Genomic DNA, 16,194 nt, shown 5'->3' with positions numbered 1-16,194 from the left:
TGTATCCCAAAATCTCGCAAAACTTTTGATTCACCTTCAAGAAATATCCTTGAGGACTGGTATTGACGATGCCCACAGCCGCTTTTTCAAAGGTGACGCGAAACCGGGTTTCACTTTCGCGCAGCGCCGTTTCTACCTGCTGGCGCTCTAGCACCTCTTGCCTGAGTTGCTGATTGGTTTTTTGTAGCGTTGCTGTGTGTCGCTGAATTTGGCGATCGAGGCTTTGGTTGGTTGAGATGAGCAATTGGTTGAGCGCTTGATAGCGATCGCGCTCGATTCCCTGGCGCAATCCGGCTAGTAAAACCATCAAAATGCCCAAACTAACAGGGGCAACTCCCCCAGAGAGTGCAGGTGGCCCCACTGAGAATAGCGCTGCCCAAATAACATAGATGGCCCAAACCCCGGTGCTGGCTAACCCTGCCCAGAGGCCGTTAGTGCTGGCAGTCAGAATAGCCGTCACCATAATCAGTAAAAATGGCGCAGGTACCATCACACCTGCCTGACGCAACCCTTCAATCAGGCAAATAGTGGTTGCCGTCAATCCGGCTCCTAGATAAATCGGGTGGCGATCGAGCCAGGTCGCGAGAGGGAGGGGGAGGGGAATCTCTTTTAAGCAAAATTTTATCCACGCTGCCGATAACAGCTTTGGCTGCTGGGCTGGGCTGACGGCTGGATTCAAGGTCTGAATTTGCTGGCACAAGAGAAGATTGGCTGCTTCTAGCTCGGCGGTGCGTTCTGCAACCCGCTGCTCAAGTTCTTGGTTGGCTTGCTCAAGTTCTTGTTTGAGGGTTTGATAAGCGTCTACTTTTTGTTGCAGGTGAGTATTCAACTGATTGAGCGATTGGGTTTGCTGCTGAACCAGCGTTTCTAAAGCTTGCAGATTTTGATACAGTTCTAGCGGATCGAGCGATCGCAAAAGTTCAGTTTGGGTAATCAGCCCTGCTAGCCCATCTGAGTCAGTTCGCACCACTAGGCGACGCACCCGATGCTGCGTCATCGCTTGGTGAGCCTGCCAGAGGGTATCTTGCGCTTGAATCGGCAGTAAGGGGTAGCTCATGGCTGTGTGCGCCGGGGTGGCGGCAAAGTCTGTGCCCAAAGCCTGAAGCTGAACAATATCGCGTTCGGTAATAATGCCAACGGGGCAGCGGGTGGCCGCCGCCGTAGACTCAAGGATGACGACGCAGCTAGCCTTATGGGTGTACATTTGAGCTGCGATCGCCAGCAGAGAGTCGTTGCTGGTGGCGCATAGCACCGCTGTATTCATCACTTCGCGGACGGTTCTGAGGCGCAGTAAGGCCGTCGGTTGTAACGTCGATTGCAAGGTTTCGTAAGTAATCAGCCCTGTGAGCTGCTGCTTGGCATCGACAACGGGTAAGTGGCGAATCTGGTGTTGCCGTAGCAGCTTTAAAGCCTCAAAAACGTCTGGCTTAGAGACCGCAGGATAGGTCACCAGCGATCGCGTCATCACCTCTTTCAGGCGGCGATTTGTCCATGTCTGCGTCTGAGCCACCATTCTCAGAACATCCCGCTCGGTGAGAATGCCCACTAGAGTTTGAGCCGCCAGAATCAGGACGTAGTTTTTGCCTGATTGAGCCATCGCTACCAGCGCGTCAGCGACCGTTGATTCGGCTGCGAGGGTTAGCGGCTGACGATCAATAATCTGCGTAGAGATCAGCCCAGGTTTATCTAGCTGAGACACTTTCATAGGCAGAGCCGCGAGATCTGTCTAAAGCATAAGCAACTATTCACATTGAGGCAGGCTTTCTAGCGTGCCTCATGCAAAAAGCGCATGACTGTTATTCAGATTAAGGAGGCTATTGAAACTTTTGATCTGCCTCAGACCATTGCACTAGCTGATAGTTTCTGGCATCTTGCAATAGCAAGGCGGGTGGCAATGCCCGGTCACGAATGATGGCAACGGCTTGAGTTGCTGCGGGATTGCGATAGAGCAACTGTCCTGTGGGTGAGAGAATGAAAAGTCCCGTTAGGCTGTTGGCGACTGAACTGGCGGCGGTGGTGACGAGAACGTCAGGTTGGCGATCGCCAGTGACATCGACTGTCTGCAATTGTAAATGAGCAGGCAGGCTAGCGGCCTCCGATTTTTCAATTTGCTGCAGCGTTTTTACCCAGCTAGCAGTGTTGGGGTTGGGTGGCTGAGTTAGCGTTTGGGCTGGCTCTAGCAGCGTCAGCTGGTCAGGTGAAAGGGCTAGGGCTGCTTGGGACAAATCTAGGCGATCGCCGCTAGTGGCTAATAGCCAAATGCGATCGCCCTGTACTTGTAAGCCTTTCACCGTAACGGTTGCCAGCTCAAACCCAGTAGCGGTTTCTCTAAGAACCTCTACCTGCGGACGCGTGTTCAACCCCAACTGCTGCCAAAGGGTTGCCGCTTGCCGAGAGGTGGGTGTCGCGGTCGGCGTTTGCCAGCCTGAATAGCCATCACTCAGCGAATTGATCTGAATTCGATACCACTGATCATCGCGGGCGGCGGGCTGAAGCCCAGTTGGGGCAAACCAGCTTTGCGGCTCAACCGTATAGAGCGCAGTGAGAAACCCCATCAAATTCCAGTGTCTGCTGGCTACAGGCTGAGTGGCGACCGGAAGGGTATCAGCCGCCGCCGCTGCTGCTGGCGACTTTTGGGCGACTGACTGGGCGGGGCTAGCAGGCTGGGGCTGTAGAGCCACTAGCAATCGGCTGTAGCGGCTTTGCGCGGCTAGTCGGGCATCCTGACGAGCCAACCAACGCTGGGCGGTGGTTTGATCTTGCTGAGCAGCCAAAATCAACATGCCCCAAACTTGAATTTCGGCCTGATTAGGTGTCACCTGTAGAGCCGTAGTTACCCGCTGCCACAGGCGGCCAGAATCTTGCTTGAGCAAAGTTTCTACTTCTTTATAAACGGTTGGTGTTTGCTCGAGTCGGGTGAGTGCTTTGCTCCAGCGACCATCCATCAGATCAGCCAAAATTTGCTGACTTTCGCTGGCCCAGGTACGTTCGGCCTGTTGCTGCGTGGTTTGACTATGAAGCTGAATTAACCCTAATTGAGCTTCTGCGTCTGTTGTCCAGGCTTGGCCTAGCTGTTGTTTAAGAGAGGTGAGGGTTTTGGCTGCTGCAGACCACAGCCCATTTCGCGCCTGTAATAGCGCTTTGCCGTAGTCAGAGGTGATTAACGATCCGGGCAAAGCGGGTTCTAAAAAAGAAATGGGCTGGCTCCGAACGGCGATTTGAGAAGATTGTCCACCCGAAAGGCGGTAGGCAACAAACCGAGGCTCTAGGCCAATACTTTGGTTAATAATCAACTCTGCTGGGGCAACGCCATCTAGATCTAACCAGTACGGTTTTTGCGTCGTTGGGCTGCTCCACACGAGCGAGTCTCGCAGCCTCGACTGCGCTGGATCGTACTGAATGAGTTGACCATAGAGCAAAGTGACCTGCCCCCGCTGCCAGTGACCCTGGAGGGTGAGCCAGTTTTGCTGCCCCTCGACGGGCGGCAACAATTGAACCGCGTCAAAAGGTAACTGCCGCGCCGAGCCGGGATGCTCTAAAACTGAGCCAACCAGCGGCGCGATCGCAGTTTCTTCTGTAGGGCCAGCCACCGCTAGACGATCGACGAGCCGCAGTAAAGGTGCCGCACTGCGATCGCTAGCCCGATAAAGCCTTAATTCAACCAGGTGTTGACAGGGGGAGTGGCACAGCGGCGAGGGCGTTAAAACTGGCAGCAACCAATCGGCTGTTGACGGCGCTGCCTGAAGCTGAATGATTTCGCCTGCACTGAGTCCGGCTTGGTCGAGTTCAGCTTCGATAGCGGCCAAGGTTTGAGGCTGAGCTTGCCCTAAGCCTGAATTGGCCTGGGGTAAGTAGCGCTCAATCCAGTGAGTGGTATTGGGATTAACAATAAAACGCAGGCTGAGCCAAAGGCTCTGAAGCGTTAGGCCAGCGACACTCACCAAAATCAACAAAGCCAGGATTTGCCAAAGTATCCGCAACCGACTAACTGGGCGAGGCGATCGCACCCAAATTTGTACCCGTCGCCGGGGGAGTTGGCGTTGAAAAGGAAATAGGCTGTTTGGCACTTGCTGACGCTTGAATGAGAAAACCCAACACAACAGCGATCGCCGTTATGCCAGTAGCGCCACCCCGATACGCGCGAGAGGACTGCTTAGGAGGATAGCACCCGCTCATACTTTTGGCCGGCCTTTTCCCAAGTATAGTCAGCCTCAATCATCGCCCGGGCATTTTGCGAGAGGCTGCGTCGCAGCGCTGCATCCGCAAACAGGCGATCAATAGCTGCTATGTAGGCTGCGGGTGTATTGGCTCGCAATGCTCGCAGCGGTTGATCTACACTGAGTCCTTCTAAACCGCGATCGCTACCTACAATTGGTACACCTGCTGCCATCGGTTCTAACGTTTTGTTTTTAATACCCAGACCCGCCCGCAGCGGCACCACACAAACCGTTGCCTGATGCAAATACTCCACCATTGAGGGGACTCGGCCTGTAACAATGACCCCCGGCAGTTCTGCCAGCGCTTGCACCCTGGCTACAGGCCGCGCTCCCACCAGGCTGAGGGTTGCGGCTGGATACCGCTGCCGAATCTGGGGGAAAACCTGTTGGGCAAAAAAGCAGGCCGCATCAATATTGTGAGAGGCGTCCATTGCACCGATGAAAATCAGGTTTTCTCCACCTGGATCTTGGTGGCGGTAGGGAAAAGCGGCCAAGTCCACCCCGTTGGCAATAATATCAACGCTGGCTTCTGGTACCAGCTTGAGAATTTGGTGCCGATCGTCGGGTGTTGTAACCACGAGCCGAGAAAACTTGCGACAGTAGCGCTGCTCGTAGCGAGCCAGTAAGGGCAGATACAGGCGATCGCGCCACGGCTTTTCAGTGGCTCCCTGTTCGAGATGGTTACGCACCCAACCATAAACAGAGCTATGAATGTCAACAACAGTACGCAGTTGAGCGCGAACGTGAGGCCGCACGTAGATTTCGTTAACGCTGTGCTCACAAACCACAACGTCATACTTTTGACTGGCAACAGCGCGATCGACCCAGTCTTGCACAGCAGGCACATAGCGATAGGCCACGCTCGGAGGAGTCGATGTTGTTAGAAACCGCCCAAAGCGCCCCGCCTGCTGTAATAACCCGCTTAAAGACCGGGCTGGCTGAGGCTGGGGCGGTGACGGTAAAATTTCTAAGTGAGTTACCTCATGGCGGAGGGCGTCAATTTCAGCGGTGGTAACGGGGCGCTGGCAGTGAGTGAGTAGCGTCACTTCGTGCTGAGCTTGTAGATGCTTGAGTAAATTAAACGTTCTAATTTCAGCGCCTCCATAGGTAGGCGGATAGGGGAACGTATTGAGAGACAGCATCAAAATCTTCATGTCAGATCCTTGCCAGCAGTAGAAGCAGATAACCAGGCAATTTGTTGAGCGGCTTCCGGCAGTTGAGCCTCTTGCTGCCCCAGGTCGCGGGCACGGGCGCAATATAAACCAATGGGGGTCATGAGCAGGTCAATCGCTGGGCCTTTGCCCGTGAGATAGTGAAACGTGGCTTTGGGGAGGTCTTTGGCTAACCAGCGCAAAAGCTGCCGTTGAATTTCTTGGCGACTTAGCGATCGCGCTAAATCAACCCCGTGTAGCTCGTGTAAAAATCGATTTGAGCGACCGTAACGGTGCCATTGGCTATAGAGTTCTTTGAGCGATGAGCGATGGCGATGCTGAATTACAGCCGTCTCTACAAACTGTAGCTGCCAGCCTCCCTGTTGCAGTCGCCAGCACAAATCAGCGTCTCCTCCCGTGGTCAAATGCGGACGAAACAAACCCACTTGCTCCAAGGCGTTGACCCTTACAGCCAGGTTAGCGGTTTGTCCGTAGGGGCAAAAGGGGTGAGCGAGCGTGTCTCGCTGCGACAAAAGTTGTTTGCGCTCAGCATATTTTTCCAGCCAGTTACGACCTGGAAAGGCGACAATTTCGCCTACAGCTAAGCCAATTTGGGGTTGTTTGAAGGGCTGCACCAGGTTTATCAGCCAGTCTGGCTGTGGGTAGCAATCCGCATCGGTGAACGCTAAAATTTCTCCCTGGGCTGCTCGAATCCCGGTGTTGCGGGCGGCATAAGCGCTTTGAATGTCAGTTTCTTGCAGCAACTGCAACTGAATGCCCTGACGCTGAGCTTGCTGCGCGGCTGCTTGAATTAAGCTGGGGGTGCGATCGCGGCTGGCATTGTCTACCAGCCAGTACGCTACCCGGTCGCGGGGATAGGTTTGCTGCATCAGCCGGGGGAGCAGTTCGGGTAAGTCGCGCTCACCGTTGTAGACAGGCACAATCACTGAAACTTGAGGCAGTTCAGCAAGGGAATAAAGGGAAGAAGCAGAAGCTGCTGTCATAGGTTTGGAGGTTGGCTCAAACCATCTTGGGGTTAAAGGGCAGGCTGACACACTCAGGATAGGTTCGTTCAGGACGACACCTATTCTCCCTGAGAATACCCAGCTTCAGCTTAAGACCATCCGGCAGCACAGCGACCGCTAAACGGCGATCGCTAAAGCCAGAAGCTAAGGGCAAAGGGCAAACAGAAAGCATGGCTGTCAGCGGCGGATGTGGGACGCTGTTGCTGATTTCGGTAACCCCGGTACGGTGGCAGTTCGGTGAGAGACTTCTACTTCTGGGTAGGGTTCTCTGGACTGGGGCGATCGCGTTTGAACTTGCATCATAAGAACTATAGAGAAATTGAGAGCGCGGTTGGGAGCCGCCAATCCAGTTTCAGCATTGCAAGCGAGGTTTAAAAATCATGATCGTTCGTTACTGGCAACCCCTGCGTGAAGTTGAATCTTTACACCGTCAACTCGACTCCATTTTTGAGGACGTTACCCCAGCAGATATGAACGTAAAAACGACTTGGACACCCGCCGTTAATCTGATTGACCAGGGCGATCGCCTGTTGCTACAGGTGCAGCTTCCTGGGGTTAAAGCTGAAGAAATTGATATTCAAGCTAGCCGTGAGGCTGTTGCCATTTCTGGCCAGCGCCAGCTACAAATTGCGGCAGACCAGCGTCTGTTGCACGCTGAACTGCGTTCTGGTACCTTCCGGCGGGTGGTGCCTGTGCCCGTTGCTATTCAAAATACGCAGGTAGCTGCTAGTTTCGACAACGGTATTTTGACGCTGACGCTGCCTAAGGTAGAAGCCGCTCGTCATCGGGTCGTCAAAGTTAACGTTGCTCAGTTGCAGGCTGACCCCGCTGCCGCGATCGCGGATGGTGCGGCGGCTGAATAATTAAGCTTTGGCGGATGAGTGCTTGCTTGGGCGTTGCCCAGCGTTTTGGTTTAAAACTCAAAACCTAACAAACCTAACAGATGTACTTTGAAGGGCTGGAAAGCAATTTTCCAGCCTTTTTCTTGTATAGATAGTGTGCAGATGGTGAGCTGTTTTACTCGACTTTGCTCACAAATCGCTACATTGTGAAAAGCGAAGTGAACAGCCACACGCGATCGCGGTTGACCCAGCCACACTCTGACAGCAAATGCTGAGTTTTGCCCGATCAGGCACCGACACACCTTTCAATTTTTGGACTTAGATGACAATGGCTCTAGACATTCTTGAGCAAAACGGCCAGCAATACGTCCCTGCGCAGCAGTGGCCTCTTCCAGAATGGCCTTGCGTTGTTAGTAAGCAACCTTTGCCGACGCTCACGCTGAAAGAAGATGATCTGTTTATGATTACAGATCTGCTGGGCAATATTTCTGGCTGTTTAGAGGGCAACCAAAATACCAGCATGGGGCTTTTTTGCCGAGATTCACGGTTTTTGAGTCGCTTAGAGCTGCAAATTGACGGGCGATCGCCGGTTTTACTCAGCAGCAACGCCGATCTGGGTTTTGCCCTATCAGTGCTGTGCGCTAACCCGCCTTTGCCAGACATTACCCATGACACAATCGGCATTCGTCGAGACATGGTGCTCAATGGCGGTTTATTTGAAGACATTGAAGTCACCAATTACAGCACTGAACCTGCCAGCTTTACCCTGTCGCTGAGCTTTGACGCCGACTTTATTGATGTGTTTGAACTGCGCGGCTATACGCAACGAGAGCAGCGAGGCACAAAGCTCCAACAACTGCCCCCCTCAACCACCAAGGCAGTTGAATCTGAAGCCGACCTGCAAGCCTTGACCGAGCGAGTCAGCGATCGCTTGAGCCTGTCTTATCTGGGGCTAGATGGCATCGTCATGGAGTCGCAGATTGAGTTTTTGCACCGCCCGCCCGATTTGTGTAAAGGTCATACAGCTCTCTGGCACTTAACCCTTGAGCCTCACCAATCGCAAAAGCTAGGCTATCGTTTACAGCTTTTAACCGACGGGCAGCAAACGCCTTCTGATGGCATTCCGGCTACCTTGGGGCAAGCGATCGCTTCAAAAACCTCAGAAGAAGATCAGTGGCTCAATCATGTCACCCGCGTCACCTCAGACAACGAAACGTTTAACCTGATTGTTTCACGAGCCGAGCAAGACACCTATTTGTTGCGGCAAGACTTCTACGAGCAAACGATTCTCTCTGCAGGGGTGCCGTGGTTTTCTACCCTGTTTGGGCGTGACACGATCATTGCCGCAATGCAGACGCTGATGCTAGATCCGGGGATTGCTCAGTCAACCCTAAAGCTTTTAGCTCACTATCAGGGAAAAAAGGACGATGAGTGGCGCGAAGAACAACCGGGCAAAATCTTGCACGAACTGCGCCACGGCGAACTGGTGCGCTGTGGTGAAGTGCCCCACACGCCTTACTATGGCACGGTAGATGCAACGCCCCTGTGGCTGATGCTCTACGCCGACTACTATGCCTGGACAAATGACCAGGCAACCCTAGAAGCCTTGTGGCCTAACGCGTTGGCCGCGATGCAGTGGATCGACCGCGCCTGTCAAGAAACCGGATATTTAGCTTATTACCGCAAGTCTAAAGGTGGGCTAGACAACCAGGGCTGGAAAGACTCTTGGAACTGTATTGTCGATCGCCACGGTCATCTGGCTCAAGGTTCGATCGCCCTTTGTGAAGTACAAGCCTATGTTTATGCTGCCAGAATGCGGCTGGCTCAAATGGCCCGTTTGAAAAAGCGGATTGATTTGGCTGATGCCTGGGAAGAAGCGGCTAGAGACTTGAAGCATCGCTTCAACCGAGATTTTTGGATTGATGATTTAGATTTTTGCGCGCTAGCGCTCGATGGCGAAGGCAACGCAGTAGACGGTATTACCTCAAATCCGGGTCACTGTCTGGCTTTGGGCATTTTGACACCTGAAAAAGCCGAAAGCGTAGCTGAGCGCCTGTTAGCCCCAGACTTGTTTAGCGGTTGGGGCATTCGCACGCTTAGCAGCGATTCTCCCGCTTATAACCCGATGGGGTATCATATTGGCTCCGTTTGGCCCCATGACAATGCCCTAATTGCGGCTGGACTGCGATCGCTCAACCAAATTGAAGCGGCGCTAGAGGTGGCTAAAGGCATTATTGACATGATGAACTACCAGCCTTATCAGCGCCCGCCGGAGTTGTTTTGTGGTTTCGAGCGGATCGATCGCATACCGCCTGTGCAATATCCGGTGGCTTGCTCTCCCCAGGCGTGGGCTACAGGTAGTGTTTTTCACTTGTTGCAAACGATGCTTAATCTGGTGCCGGATGCGCCTAGCAACTATCTCCGCATTATTGACCCAATGCTGCCTGACTTTTTGCAGCGCTTAGCAGTTAACAACCTGAAGGTGGGAGCAACGGTTCTCGATCTAGAATTTGAGCGCTCAAATGGGGCAACGGCTTGTCGGGTGGTGCGCAAACGTGGCAATCTGCGCGTGGTGATTGAAACTTAGGCAATAGATCCATGCAAAAGCGTTTGATTATTGAAATGGCAATGGGTATTGACCAGCATGGTCAAGATCCCACTGTGGCGGCGGCTAGAGCCGTACGCAACGCGATCGCCCACAATGCTCTGCCAGGAGTTTGGGAAGTGGCTGGGCTAAACCATCCCAACGAAATGCTAGTAGAGGTGCAAGTCGCGGTGCCCTACCCCGAACAGGTAAGACCCGAAGAGGTGCTAGCGGTGCTGCCGTTTGGTCAAAAGACGTTAAAGCTAGAGGCGGGCGGTATGGTGGTGGCGGGTAAGGCGATCGCTGAACTGGCAGACAAAAACGATGATATGTACATCGCTGTGGCGGCTGTGACGGTTTCTGTGCCCTAGTCAGGGCTGGGGGGCAGGTTTTATGGCTAAAGCCGAGGGCAGAAGCAAAGACTTTTGCTAGCGGCTTGCAGCCATTGCAGGGGCTTAACGCTGTTGGCTACAGCGATCGCTCAGCCAAATTTTTGTAAAGCTAGCTTGGCTGCCCCCACCATACCAGCCTGGTTGCCCAGTTCGGCCAAAAGAATTTTAAGCCCCTCCCGCGAACTGGGCAAGACGCGGGCTTCAATTTCAGCGATCGCGGCGGGTAAAAATAGCTTGGCTCCCGCGCTAATGCCGCCGCCTAAAATGACTGCTTCTGGCGTTAGCACATAAATCAGGCTGGCTAGCCCAGCGCCCAAATAGCGACCATATTGCTGCCAAAAGGCGATCGCCTCGGCGTCGCCAGCCAGGGCGCGTTCAGCTAAAACGCCGGGTTCACAACCCGCATCCCGACGAATCGCCTGAACTGAGCAATACTGCTCTAGCGAACCCTGGTTGCCGCTGTTGCAAGCTGGGCCTGCCGGATTCAGCGTGATTAGTCCGAGTTCTCCGGCTGTGCCTGTGCGACCAACAAACAGTTGGCCGTTGAGAATAATGGCACCGCCGACGCCTGTGCCCAACGTCAGCAAAATCAAATCTTGAAAGGGTCTTCCGGCTCCTAGCCAAGCTTCTCCCAGTCCGGCACAGTTGGCATCGTTGGCTAGCACCGTGGGGCGCTGGGTGGCCGCTTCCAGCCAGTCGGCTAAGGGCACATCACGCCAGTCGGCCAGGTTGATCGCTACTCGCGCCACCCGCCCCGCCGCATCCGCAGGCCCAGGAGTGCCAACGCCCAGGGCGATCGCTTCTTGATCTGGATCAAGTTGGGCGATCGCCGCTGTTATAGTGGCTGCAACGGCCTGCGGTTGAGCGGGTTGAGGGGTAGGAACGCTTAAAGTTTGCAGGCGATCGCCTTGAGCGTTAAACCGCCCTAGCTTAATGGCGGTACCCCCCAAATCAATGCCAATCACTTGTTGATTACCCACGTTGGCTAGCGTTAGAGATGAGCTTTGGCGACTTGTGCTACGGCATCAGAATCATCATTGGCTAATTTTTGCATAGCTTGTTGCACCTCAGGCACCTGGTCAAAATGGCTGAGGGCTTGAGCCAGACGATGCCGAGTTTGCCAATCTGGATCATCGACAAAGGGCAGCAATAGCGGAATAGCCGCTTCGTCTTCTAGTTCACCCAAAGCGCCAATGGCGGCGGTTTTAAACAAAGAATTGCTCGAATCTAGCGCTTCCGTGAGCAGGTCGAAGCTACGCGGATCGCCCAGCTCACCCAACGCCGCCAGGATGCTGAACTGCAGGAGCCAGTCTGTGGTTTTTTCGTAGACGGTTTTGAGATCGTCAAAAGCCTCGCTCAACTTCAGCGCCCCTAATGAGTCCGCTGCTGCCGCGCGTACGTCTATTTCTGAGTCCGTCAGTAAGGCTCGTTTGAGCAACGCCAACACGCGATCGCGGTCTTGATCGCCCACATTCGAGATCTGGCTAATGGCCGCATAGCGCACCCTGGCATGTTGGTCTTGGGCGGCTTGACAGAGCAGTTCAAAGGCAGCGGCGGGCGCTAGCTGTCGCATCTGATTAACGGCCCGAATGCGATCGCCATAGTCTTCAGAAGCCAAGAGCTGCTGCACACTATCGGAGGTATTATCCATTGGGTTTTGCAGTTAAATTTTCTCAACACAGCTTCCCCATACCCCATTAGTCCGGTAACCCAGCGCTTTAGGGATGGGAATTTAAAGGTTTTTTTTCAATCTAGCAGCAAAGGGGTAGGGACTGATTAACGAACTGCTAAGCAGTTTGACTGCGTTCCGCGTAGTTTTTAGCCATCTCGCGGACAATGTCACCACGCGTCAAAATACCGACAACGGCTTTGGCTTCGTCTATCACAATTAGCCGCCGAATCTGTTTATCGTGCATGATTTGAGCCGCTTTGCGAATAGATTCGTCAGGGGTAATCGTTACGGGTTTGTCGGTCATCAGTTCACTGACGGTTTGCCCTAAAGCCTTGTGAAGTTCCTGATTGTAGCGAGCCGGATTTTCTAAATAAATGACGCTGTCGAGCAGGGTAATGTAGGCAGGCACTTGAGCACCTGTGACTTGCCACATCAGGTCGGTTTCAGAGAGAACGCCCACCAAACGCTGTTCATCGTTGATCACGGGCAAACCGCTAATGCGCTTTTCTGCCAAAAGCTGAACGGCTTCCTGCACCGGGGTTTCTGGGCGAACAGTTAACAGATCGCGAGTCATCACGTCAGCTACCGTTTTCGCCATAATTTTCTCCTTGTCGCGTGCTTAAAACACGGCCATTACAGTGGTATTGCTTTCATTGTAGGGAATTTGAGCGATTAGGACGGTGGCGGTTTTATAGGTCGTTACATGGCCAAGCCTATAGCGACGCAAACGCTAAGCAGTAGCGCTCTAGAATGGCAATACAGTTAGCGATCGCGCCTAAATGCGCAATCTCATAGCCGTGGGTGTTTTCAGTGGCAAAGGCCAGACAGGCGGCACGGGGCACATGGCCAAATTTCATCGCGATTGAGCCATCGCTGCCAAAGCCTGCGATCGCCGCTATTTGTAAAGGCACCTCAGCCGCTTCAGCCGCTTGGCGAATTTGCCAGTTGAGGTCTTCGTCATAGAGTCCGTAGCCATCTTGAGAAAGCAGCACCGGAGCCGGGCCGTCTTGGATCGGGTACTCGCGGGAAAGCGGGCAAATTTCTAGGGCAATGAGTGCCTCTAAAGTTTGCCGCTGACTAAAGTAAAGTGCCCCTACCGCCCCTACTTCTTCTTTCGCCGAAGCGACCAGATAAACGTCTAGCGGCGGGGCTTTGATCTGCTCAGCCAGCGCTAGCAAAATCGCGATCGAGGCTTTGTTGTCAAGCGTATAGCTGGCAATGTGATCGCCCAAGCGAAACGGACGTTTACGGTGTTTGCCGACCACGACGCGGGTACCGGGGCGAATGCCAGCGGCAGCTAAATCTTCGAGCGATCGCTTGGTTTCAATCCAGGCTTCTTCCCAATAAACGGGTCGATTGTCTTGCTGCGCTTTTTGGGGCGACTCGTGCGACACATGGCGAGAACCAAAGGACAAGACGCCGCTCAAAGTGGCGTGGTCGCCCAGCATATCGACCACCCCTTCCCCATATACCCAGGGAAAAGCGCCCCCTAGCTTACGCACCGAGACTTGGCCTTGTTTGTTGATACTTTTGACGATCGCGCCAATTTCGTCTTTGTGCGCGGTAATGGCGATCGCCCGTTCTGAGTTTTTACCCGCAATTTTAATAATCAGGTTGTCGGCGCTATCTTGCCAGTAGTTTGCGCCCAAGCGATCGAGGTATTGGCTGAGCCACTGATTTACCTCTGTCTCAACCCCACTGGGCGAATGACAAAGTACCAAATCTGAAATGGTGGCAAACAGGCGATCGAAGGGTTCAGAAGTCATTGCATAGAGCCAAACAGCACTGGCTTTTTATCCTAGCGACTGCACCCGTATCTCGGCAGGTTGAGTTTGATCTGGGCTTTGACGGTGTTTGAGCTTGAAGGCAATAGCCAGAGAACCCAACGCTAGCAGACTTAGCCAGGAACCCGGTTCCGGGGTGCTAGCGACGGGTTCATCTGCCTGTAGCTCTACCAAGATCGCTTGGGCAATTTCGGCGTGCGCTCGGCTCGTCGGGTGAATGTCGTCCCAAAATAGCGTCTCGCCAGGATTGCTGCAAGGAACCCCAGCCAAAGCGGGCAGTGGCGCTACAAATCCTTGTAGGCAAGCAGTAGTGGTGTTGGTAAAGCCAAATCCGCCCGCCAAGGCTTGGTCAAACAACGACTTCACATCAAACAACGTCACCTGACGGATGCCTTGCACGGCTTGGGCTAACAACGTGTTGTGCTGATTGGCGATCGCACTGAGGGCTGCCGCTTGGCTTGGATCTCCAGAGGTGGCTGGCAGACGCCCCAAATCGGGCAAGTTCAGCACCAACAGATTTTGCACCCCGGCATCGACAAAAGCATTGATCGCGGTGGTGAGATTGTTAACCGGAATCGTAGGATCGCTAACTCCACCACCGAGGTAATCATTAGCGCCTGCCCAAAGGGTATAAAGCGCATTGGGGTCAATCAAAGGACTCAGACCCAGGTAGGCTTCAAAGACCTGCTCTTGCACACCGTCAAAGTCAGGAAAAAGAGGCGTTGGCAAAAAGTTGTTAATAATATTGAATTCACTGGTGGTGGCTCCTCCTAAAGCAAAGTTGCTCACTGGCAACGCGGCGGGGCCAGGAACAAACTCATCGGCTAAGTATTCAACCCACAAATCGTCATTAGAAAATTTTTGGGCATAGGGGGGCGAAGCCGGAACCCCAAAAGGTGCTAGGGGCAGCAGGGAGCTGGTTTGAGCATAAAGATTGCCTGTATCTGACAAGCTATCGCCAAAGACAAACATCTGCGTAAAGGTGGCAGCGGGTGCTGCTAATGGCATCAGCAGGGGGGAGAGCAGGGCACTGGCTGCTATGAGTGTTTTTTTCAAAGGCATATTTAAGTCCTCAAGCGGTTATTCAGTAGAGTCCAGCTTTAAAATCAGGAGCGATCGCGTAAATTTGCGTTTGAGTTTAAAGCCGACGGTGCCGCAATGGCTTGTACCGCTTGGTGGATTTCGCTGCTGCTAGCGGCCTTTGGCCGCGATTCTGATCAGGGGTGTTTGGGCGATCGCGTCTTTGCTCCGCTATCAGTTAGCGGCATCGGGCGTATCGCTAGGGGTTGAATTGGTGCTAGGTGCAGAGGACGTAGCCGATGCGCCAGAAGCCAACTCTTGAGCAGAAATCCCCTCGGTTTGGTTGCCAAAGCGCCAGAGGACGGCAGCCGCTTCGGCGCGAGTGGCCGCTTTTTGTGGCAAAAGCAAGGTGGTATAGCCAAAGGCGCGGCGGATGTTAGAAAATTCGCCGTTTTGATAGTCTGCAAGGGTGGCCTTTAAAGCCAGTGGCTCGATTTTGGCGGCATCTTGAAATCCCCAAGCTTCTTGAACAGCTTCAATGGAGGCGTTAGGCAGGGCTTGGCGCGTATCTAGCGGCACTTTCCACAAAATTAGGTCTTCGCGCGTGAGCGGCGCATCCGGGCGAAAGTTGACAGCAGTTGAATTGCCCGTCAGCGCACTGGGAATGAGTCCGGCTTCTGCCAGCCCTTGAATCGCGGCAAAGTCAGGGTCAGCAACCGCTACATCTTGAAACGCAGGCTGAGCACTGCTAACGCCGCGCCGAATCTTTTTGCTGGTTTGGTCACTGTAAAACTGATTATTGGCATTAAACAGCCAGCGAGCATAGGTACGGCGGGTAATGGTTTGGTTTGGCTGAAACTGGTTGGCAGCGTTGCCCGATTCAGCAGGGGCAGCCTCGATCAGCCCTAGTTGAGCTAAGTCTGCTAGGTAGGGCTGGAGTTCTTCGGGCGCTTGATCAAGATCGCTAAAGGGTTGGCTCTGTCGAATTCGAGGCGATCGCGCTGCGGTTTGTCCTGTTTCTGAGGCAACCGTTTCGGGTGGCACCGGGCCAATAAAGTCTGGTTCACCCGGTTGGGGTGCCTCGGTGTGGGGGGCTGTTGCTTCTGCTGGCGCGTCTGGCTCGGTGGCTGGCGTGGAGGCGTCTGAGCTAGGGGTGGAAGCGTTAGCTAAAGGGGAATTTTCTGTGAGTTGCGGATCGGCTTCTAGCGATCGCTCAAATACTTGGCTCAGTGGCCCTCCAGCACAACTGGTTGCCAGCAATAAGCTGCAAGTCAATCCAGATAAACAAGAACCCAGCTTCAACAACCGTGGCATCACTGCAAAGCATCCAAAACAATGAAGTCAATTTCACGCTAGCTTAATTTGGCAACGGTTGGCAGAAAGCGTTTTATCGCTAAAGGCAGAAAGGTAAGGGCGGCGGGCAGAAGCAAAGCTTTGCTGGTAGCGGTTTTCAACAATCCTGGCAGATACAGAATAAAACAGACCTCGCTTTCCTTCTCAGCGGTTA

General features: G+C 53.6%; 15 protein-coding genes. 3 read left to right on the top strand and 12 right to left on the bottom strand.

What is annotated here, in order from left to right; all coding sequences use genetic code 11:
- From ACTS3T_RS23450 to ACTS3T_RS23425, 6 genes are all read right to left on the bottom strand, one after another.
- Nucleotides 1–1,705, bottom strand: a 1,705-nt coding sequence (locus ACTS3T_RS23450) for a CBS domain-containing protein (protein ID WP_462935813.1), incomplete at its 3' end; no start/stop codon positions are given.
- A gap of 109 nt (nucleotides 1,706–1,814) precedes the next feature.
- Nucleotides 1,815–4,067 (bottom strand): hypothetical protein, encoded by a 2,253-nt coding sequence (locus ACTS3T_RS23445; RefSeq protein WP_377967888.1) that lies wholly within the window; start codon nucleotides 4,065–4,067, stop codon nucleotides 1,815–1,817.
- Nucleotides 4,068–4,153: 86 nt separating this feature from the next.
- Nucleotides 4,154–5,371 carry a glycosyltransferase family 4 protein gene (locus ACTS3T_RS23440; RefSeq protein WP_377967886.1) on the bottom strand — a complete coding sequence of 406 codons (1,218 nt, stop codon included), beginning with the start codon at nucleotides 5,369–5,371 and terminating at the stop codon, nucleotides 4,154–4,156.
- Entirely contained in the window at nucleotides 5,368–6,372 is a 1,005-nt protein-coding gene (locus tag ACTS3T_RS23435; protein WP_377967884.1) for a glycosyltransferase family 2 protein, read from the bottom strand. The genes ACTS3T_RS23440 and ACTS3T_RS23435 overlap by 4 nt, the downstream gene beginning before the upstream one ends.
- A gap of 16 nt (nucleotides 6,373–6,388) precedes the next feature.
- Entirely contained in the window at nucleotides 6,389–6,565 is a 177-nt protein-coding gene (locus ACTS3T_RS23430; protein WP_377967882.1) for a hypothetical protein, read from the bottom strand.
- Between the two features lie 5 nt (nucleotides 6,566–6,570).
- Nucleotides 6,571–6,696 carry a hypothetical protein gene (locus ACTS3T_RS23425; RefSeq protein WP_377967880.1) on the bottom strand — a complete coding sequence of 42 codons (126 nt, stop codon included), beginning with the start codon at nucleotides 6,694–6,696 and terminating at the stop codon, nucleotides 6,571–6,573.
- Between the two features lie 77 nt (nucleotides 6,697–6,773).
- Here ACTS3T_RS23425 and ACTS3T_RS23420 point away from each other — a divergent pair, with 77 nt between their 5' ends.
- The 3 genes from ACTS3T_RS23420 to ACTS3T_RS23410 all read left to right on the top strand — a co-directional run bounded on the left by ACTS3T_RS23420 (nucleotide 6,774) and on the right by ACTS3T_RS23410 (nucleotide 10,190).
- Nucleotides 6,774–7,256, top strand: a complete 483-nt coding sequence (locus ACTS3T_RS23420) for an Hsp20/alpha crystallin family protein (RefSeq protein ID WP_377967878.1) — start codon at nucleotides 6,774–6,776, stop codon at nucleotides 7,254–7,256.
- Nucleotides 7,257–7,563: 307 nt separating this feature from the next.
- Nucleotides 7,564–9,822, top strand: a complete 2,259-nt coding sequence (locus ACTS3T_RS23415) for an amylo-alpha-1,6-glucosidase (protein WP_377967876.1) — start codon at nucleotides 7,564–7,566, stop codon at nucleotides 9,820–9,822.
- A gap of 11 nt (nucleotides 9,823–9,833) precedes the next feature.
- Nucleotides 9,834–10,190, top strand: a complete 357-nt coding sequence (locus tag ACTS3T_RS23410; RefSeq protein WP_377967874.1) for a Lin0512 family protein — start codon at nucleotides 9,834–9,836, stop codon at nucleotides 10,188–10,190.
- A gap of 110 nt (nucleotides 10,191–10,300) precedes the next feature.
- Here the strand turns inward: ACTS3T_RS23410 and ACTS3T_RS23405 are convergent, their stop codons facing one another.
- From ACTS3T_RS23405 to ACTS3T_RS23380, 6 genes are all read right to left on the bottom strand, one after another.
- Nucleotides 10,301–11,191: an ROK family protein gene (locus ACTS3T_RS23405; protein WP_377967872.1), complete on the bottom strand. Its 891-nt coding sequence runs from the start codon at nucleotides 11,189–11,191 to the stop codon at nucleotides 10,301–10,303.
- 11 nt (nucleotides 11,192–11,202) lie between these two features.
- Nucleotides 11,203–11,862: a phycobilisome degradation protein NblB gene (gene nblB, locus ACTS3T_RS23400; RefSeq protein ID WP_377967871.1), complete on the bottom strand. Its 660-nt coding sequence runs from the start codon at nucleotides 11,860–11,862 to the stop codon at nucleotides 11,203–11,205.
- A 136-nt stretch (nucleotides 11,863–11,998) separates the two neighbouring features.
- Nucleotides 11,999–12,481: a CBS domain-containing protein gene (locus tag ACTS3T_RS23395; protein WP_377967870.1), complete on the bottom strand. Its 483-nt coding sequence runs from the start codon at nucleotides 12,479–12,481 to the stop codon at nucleotides 11,999–12,001.
- A 115-nt stretch (nucleotides 12,482–12,596) separates the two neighbouring features.
- The gene (locus ACTS3T_RS23390; RefSeq protein WP_377967869.1) at nucleotides 12,597–13,649 is read right to left on the bottom strand and encodes a M42 family metallopeptidase; all 1,053 of its coding nucleotides are present in this window, start codon (nucleotides 13,647–13,649) and stop codon (nucleotides 12,597–12,599) included.
- Nucleotides 13,650–13,676: 27 nt separating this feature from the next.
- Nucleotides 13,677–14,729, bottom strand: a complete 1,053-nt coding sequence (locus ACTS3T_RS23385; RefSeq protein ID WP_377967867.1) for an SGNH/GDSL hydrolase family protein — start codon at nucleotides 14,727–14,729, stop codon at nucleotides 13,677–13,679.
- Between the two features lie 192 nt (nucleotides 14,730–14,921).
- Nucleotides 14,922–16,001 carry an S-layer homology domain-containing protein gene (locus ACTS3T_RS23380; RefSeq protein WP_377967863.1) on the bottom strand — a complete coding sequence of 360 codons (1,080 nt, stop codon included), beginning with the start codon at nucleotides 15,999–16,001 and terminating at the stop codon, nucleotides 14,922–14,924.
- Nucleotides 16,002–16,194 lie beyond the last annotated feature (193 nt).

It is taken from the genome of Almyronema sp. (assembly GCF_052168255.1).
Classification (GTDB): domain Bacteria; phylum Cyanobacteriota; class Cyanobacteriia; order Phormidesmidales; family Phormidesmidaceae; genus Sphaerothrix; species Sphaerothrix epifaneia.
This window is presented reverse-complemented; position numbering and strand designations above follow the sequence as displayed.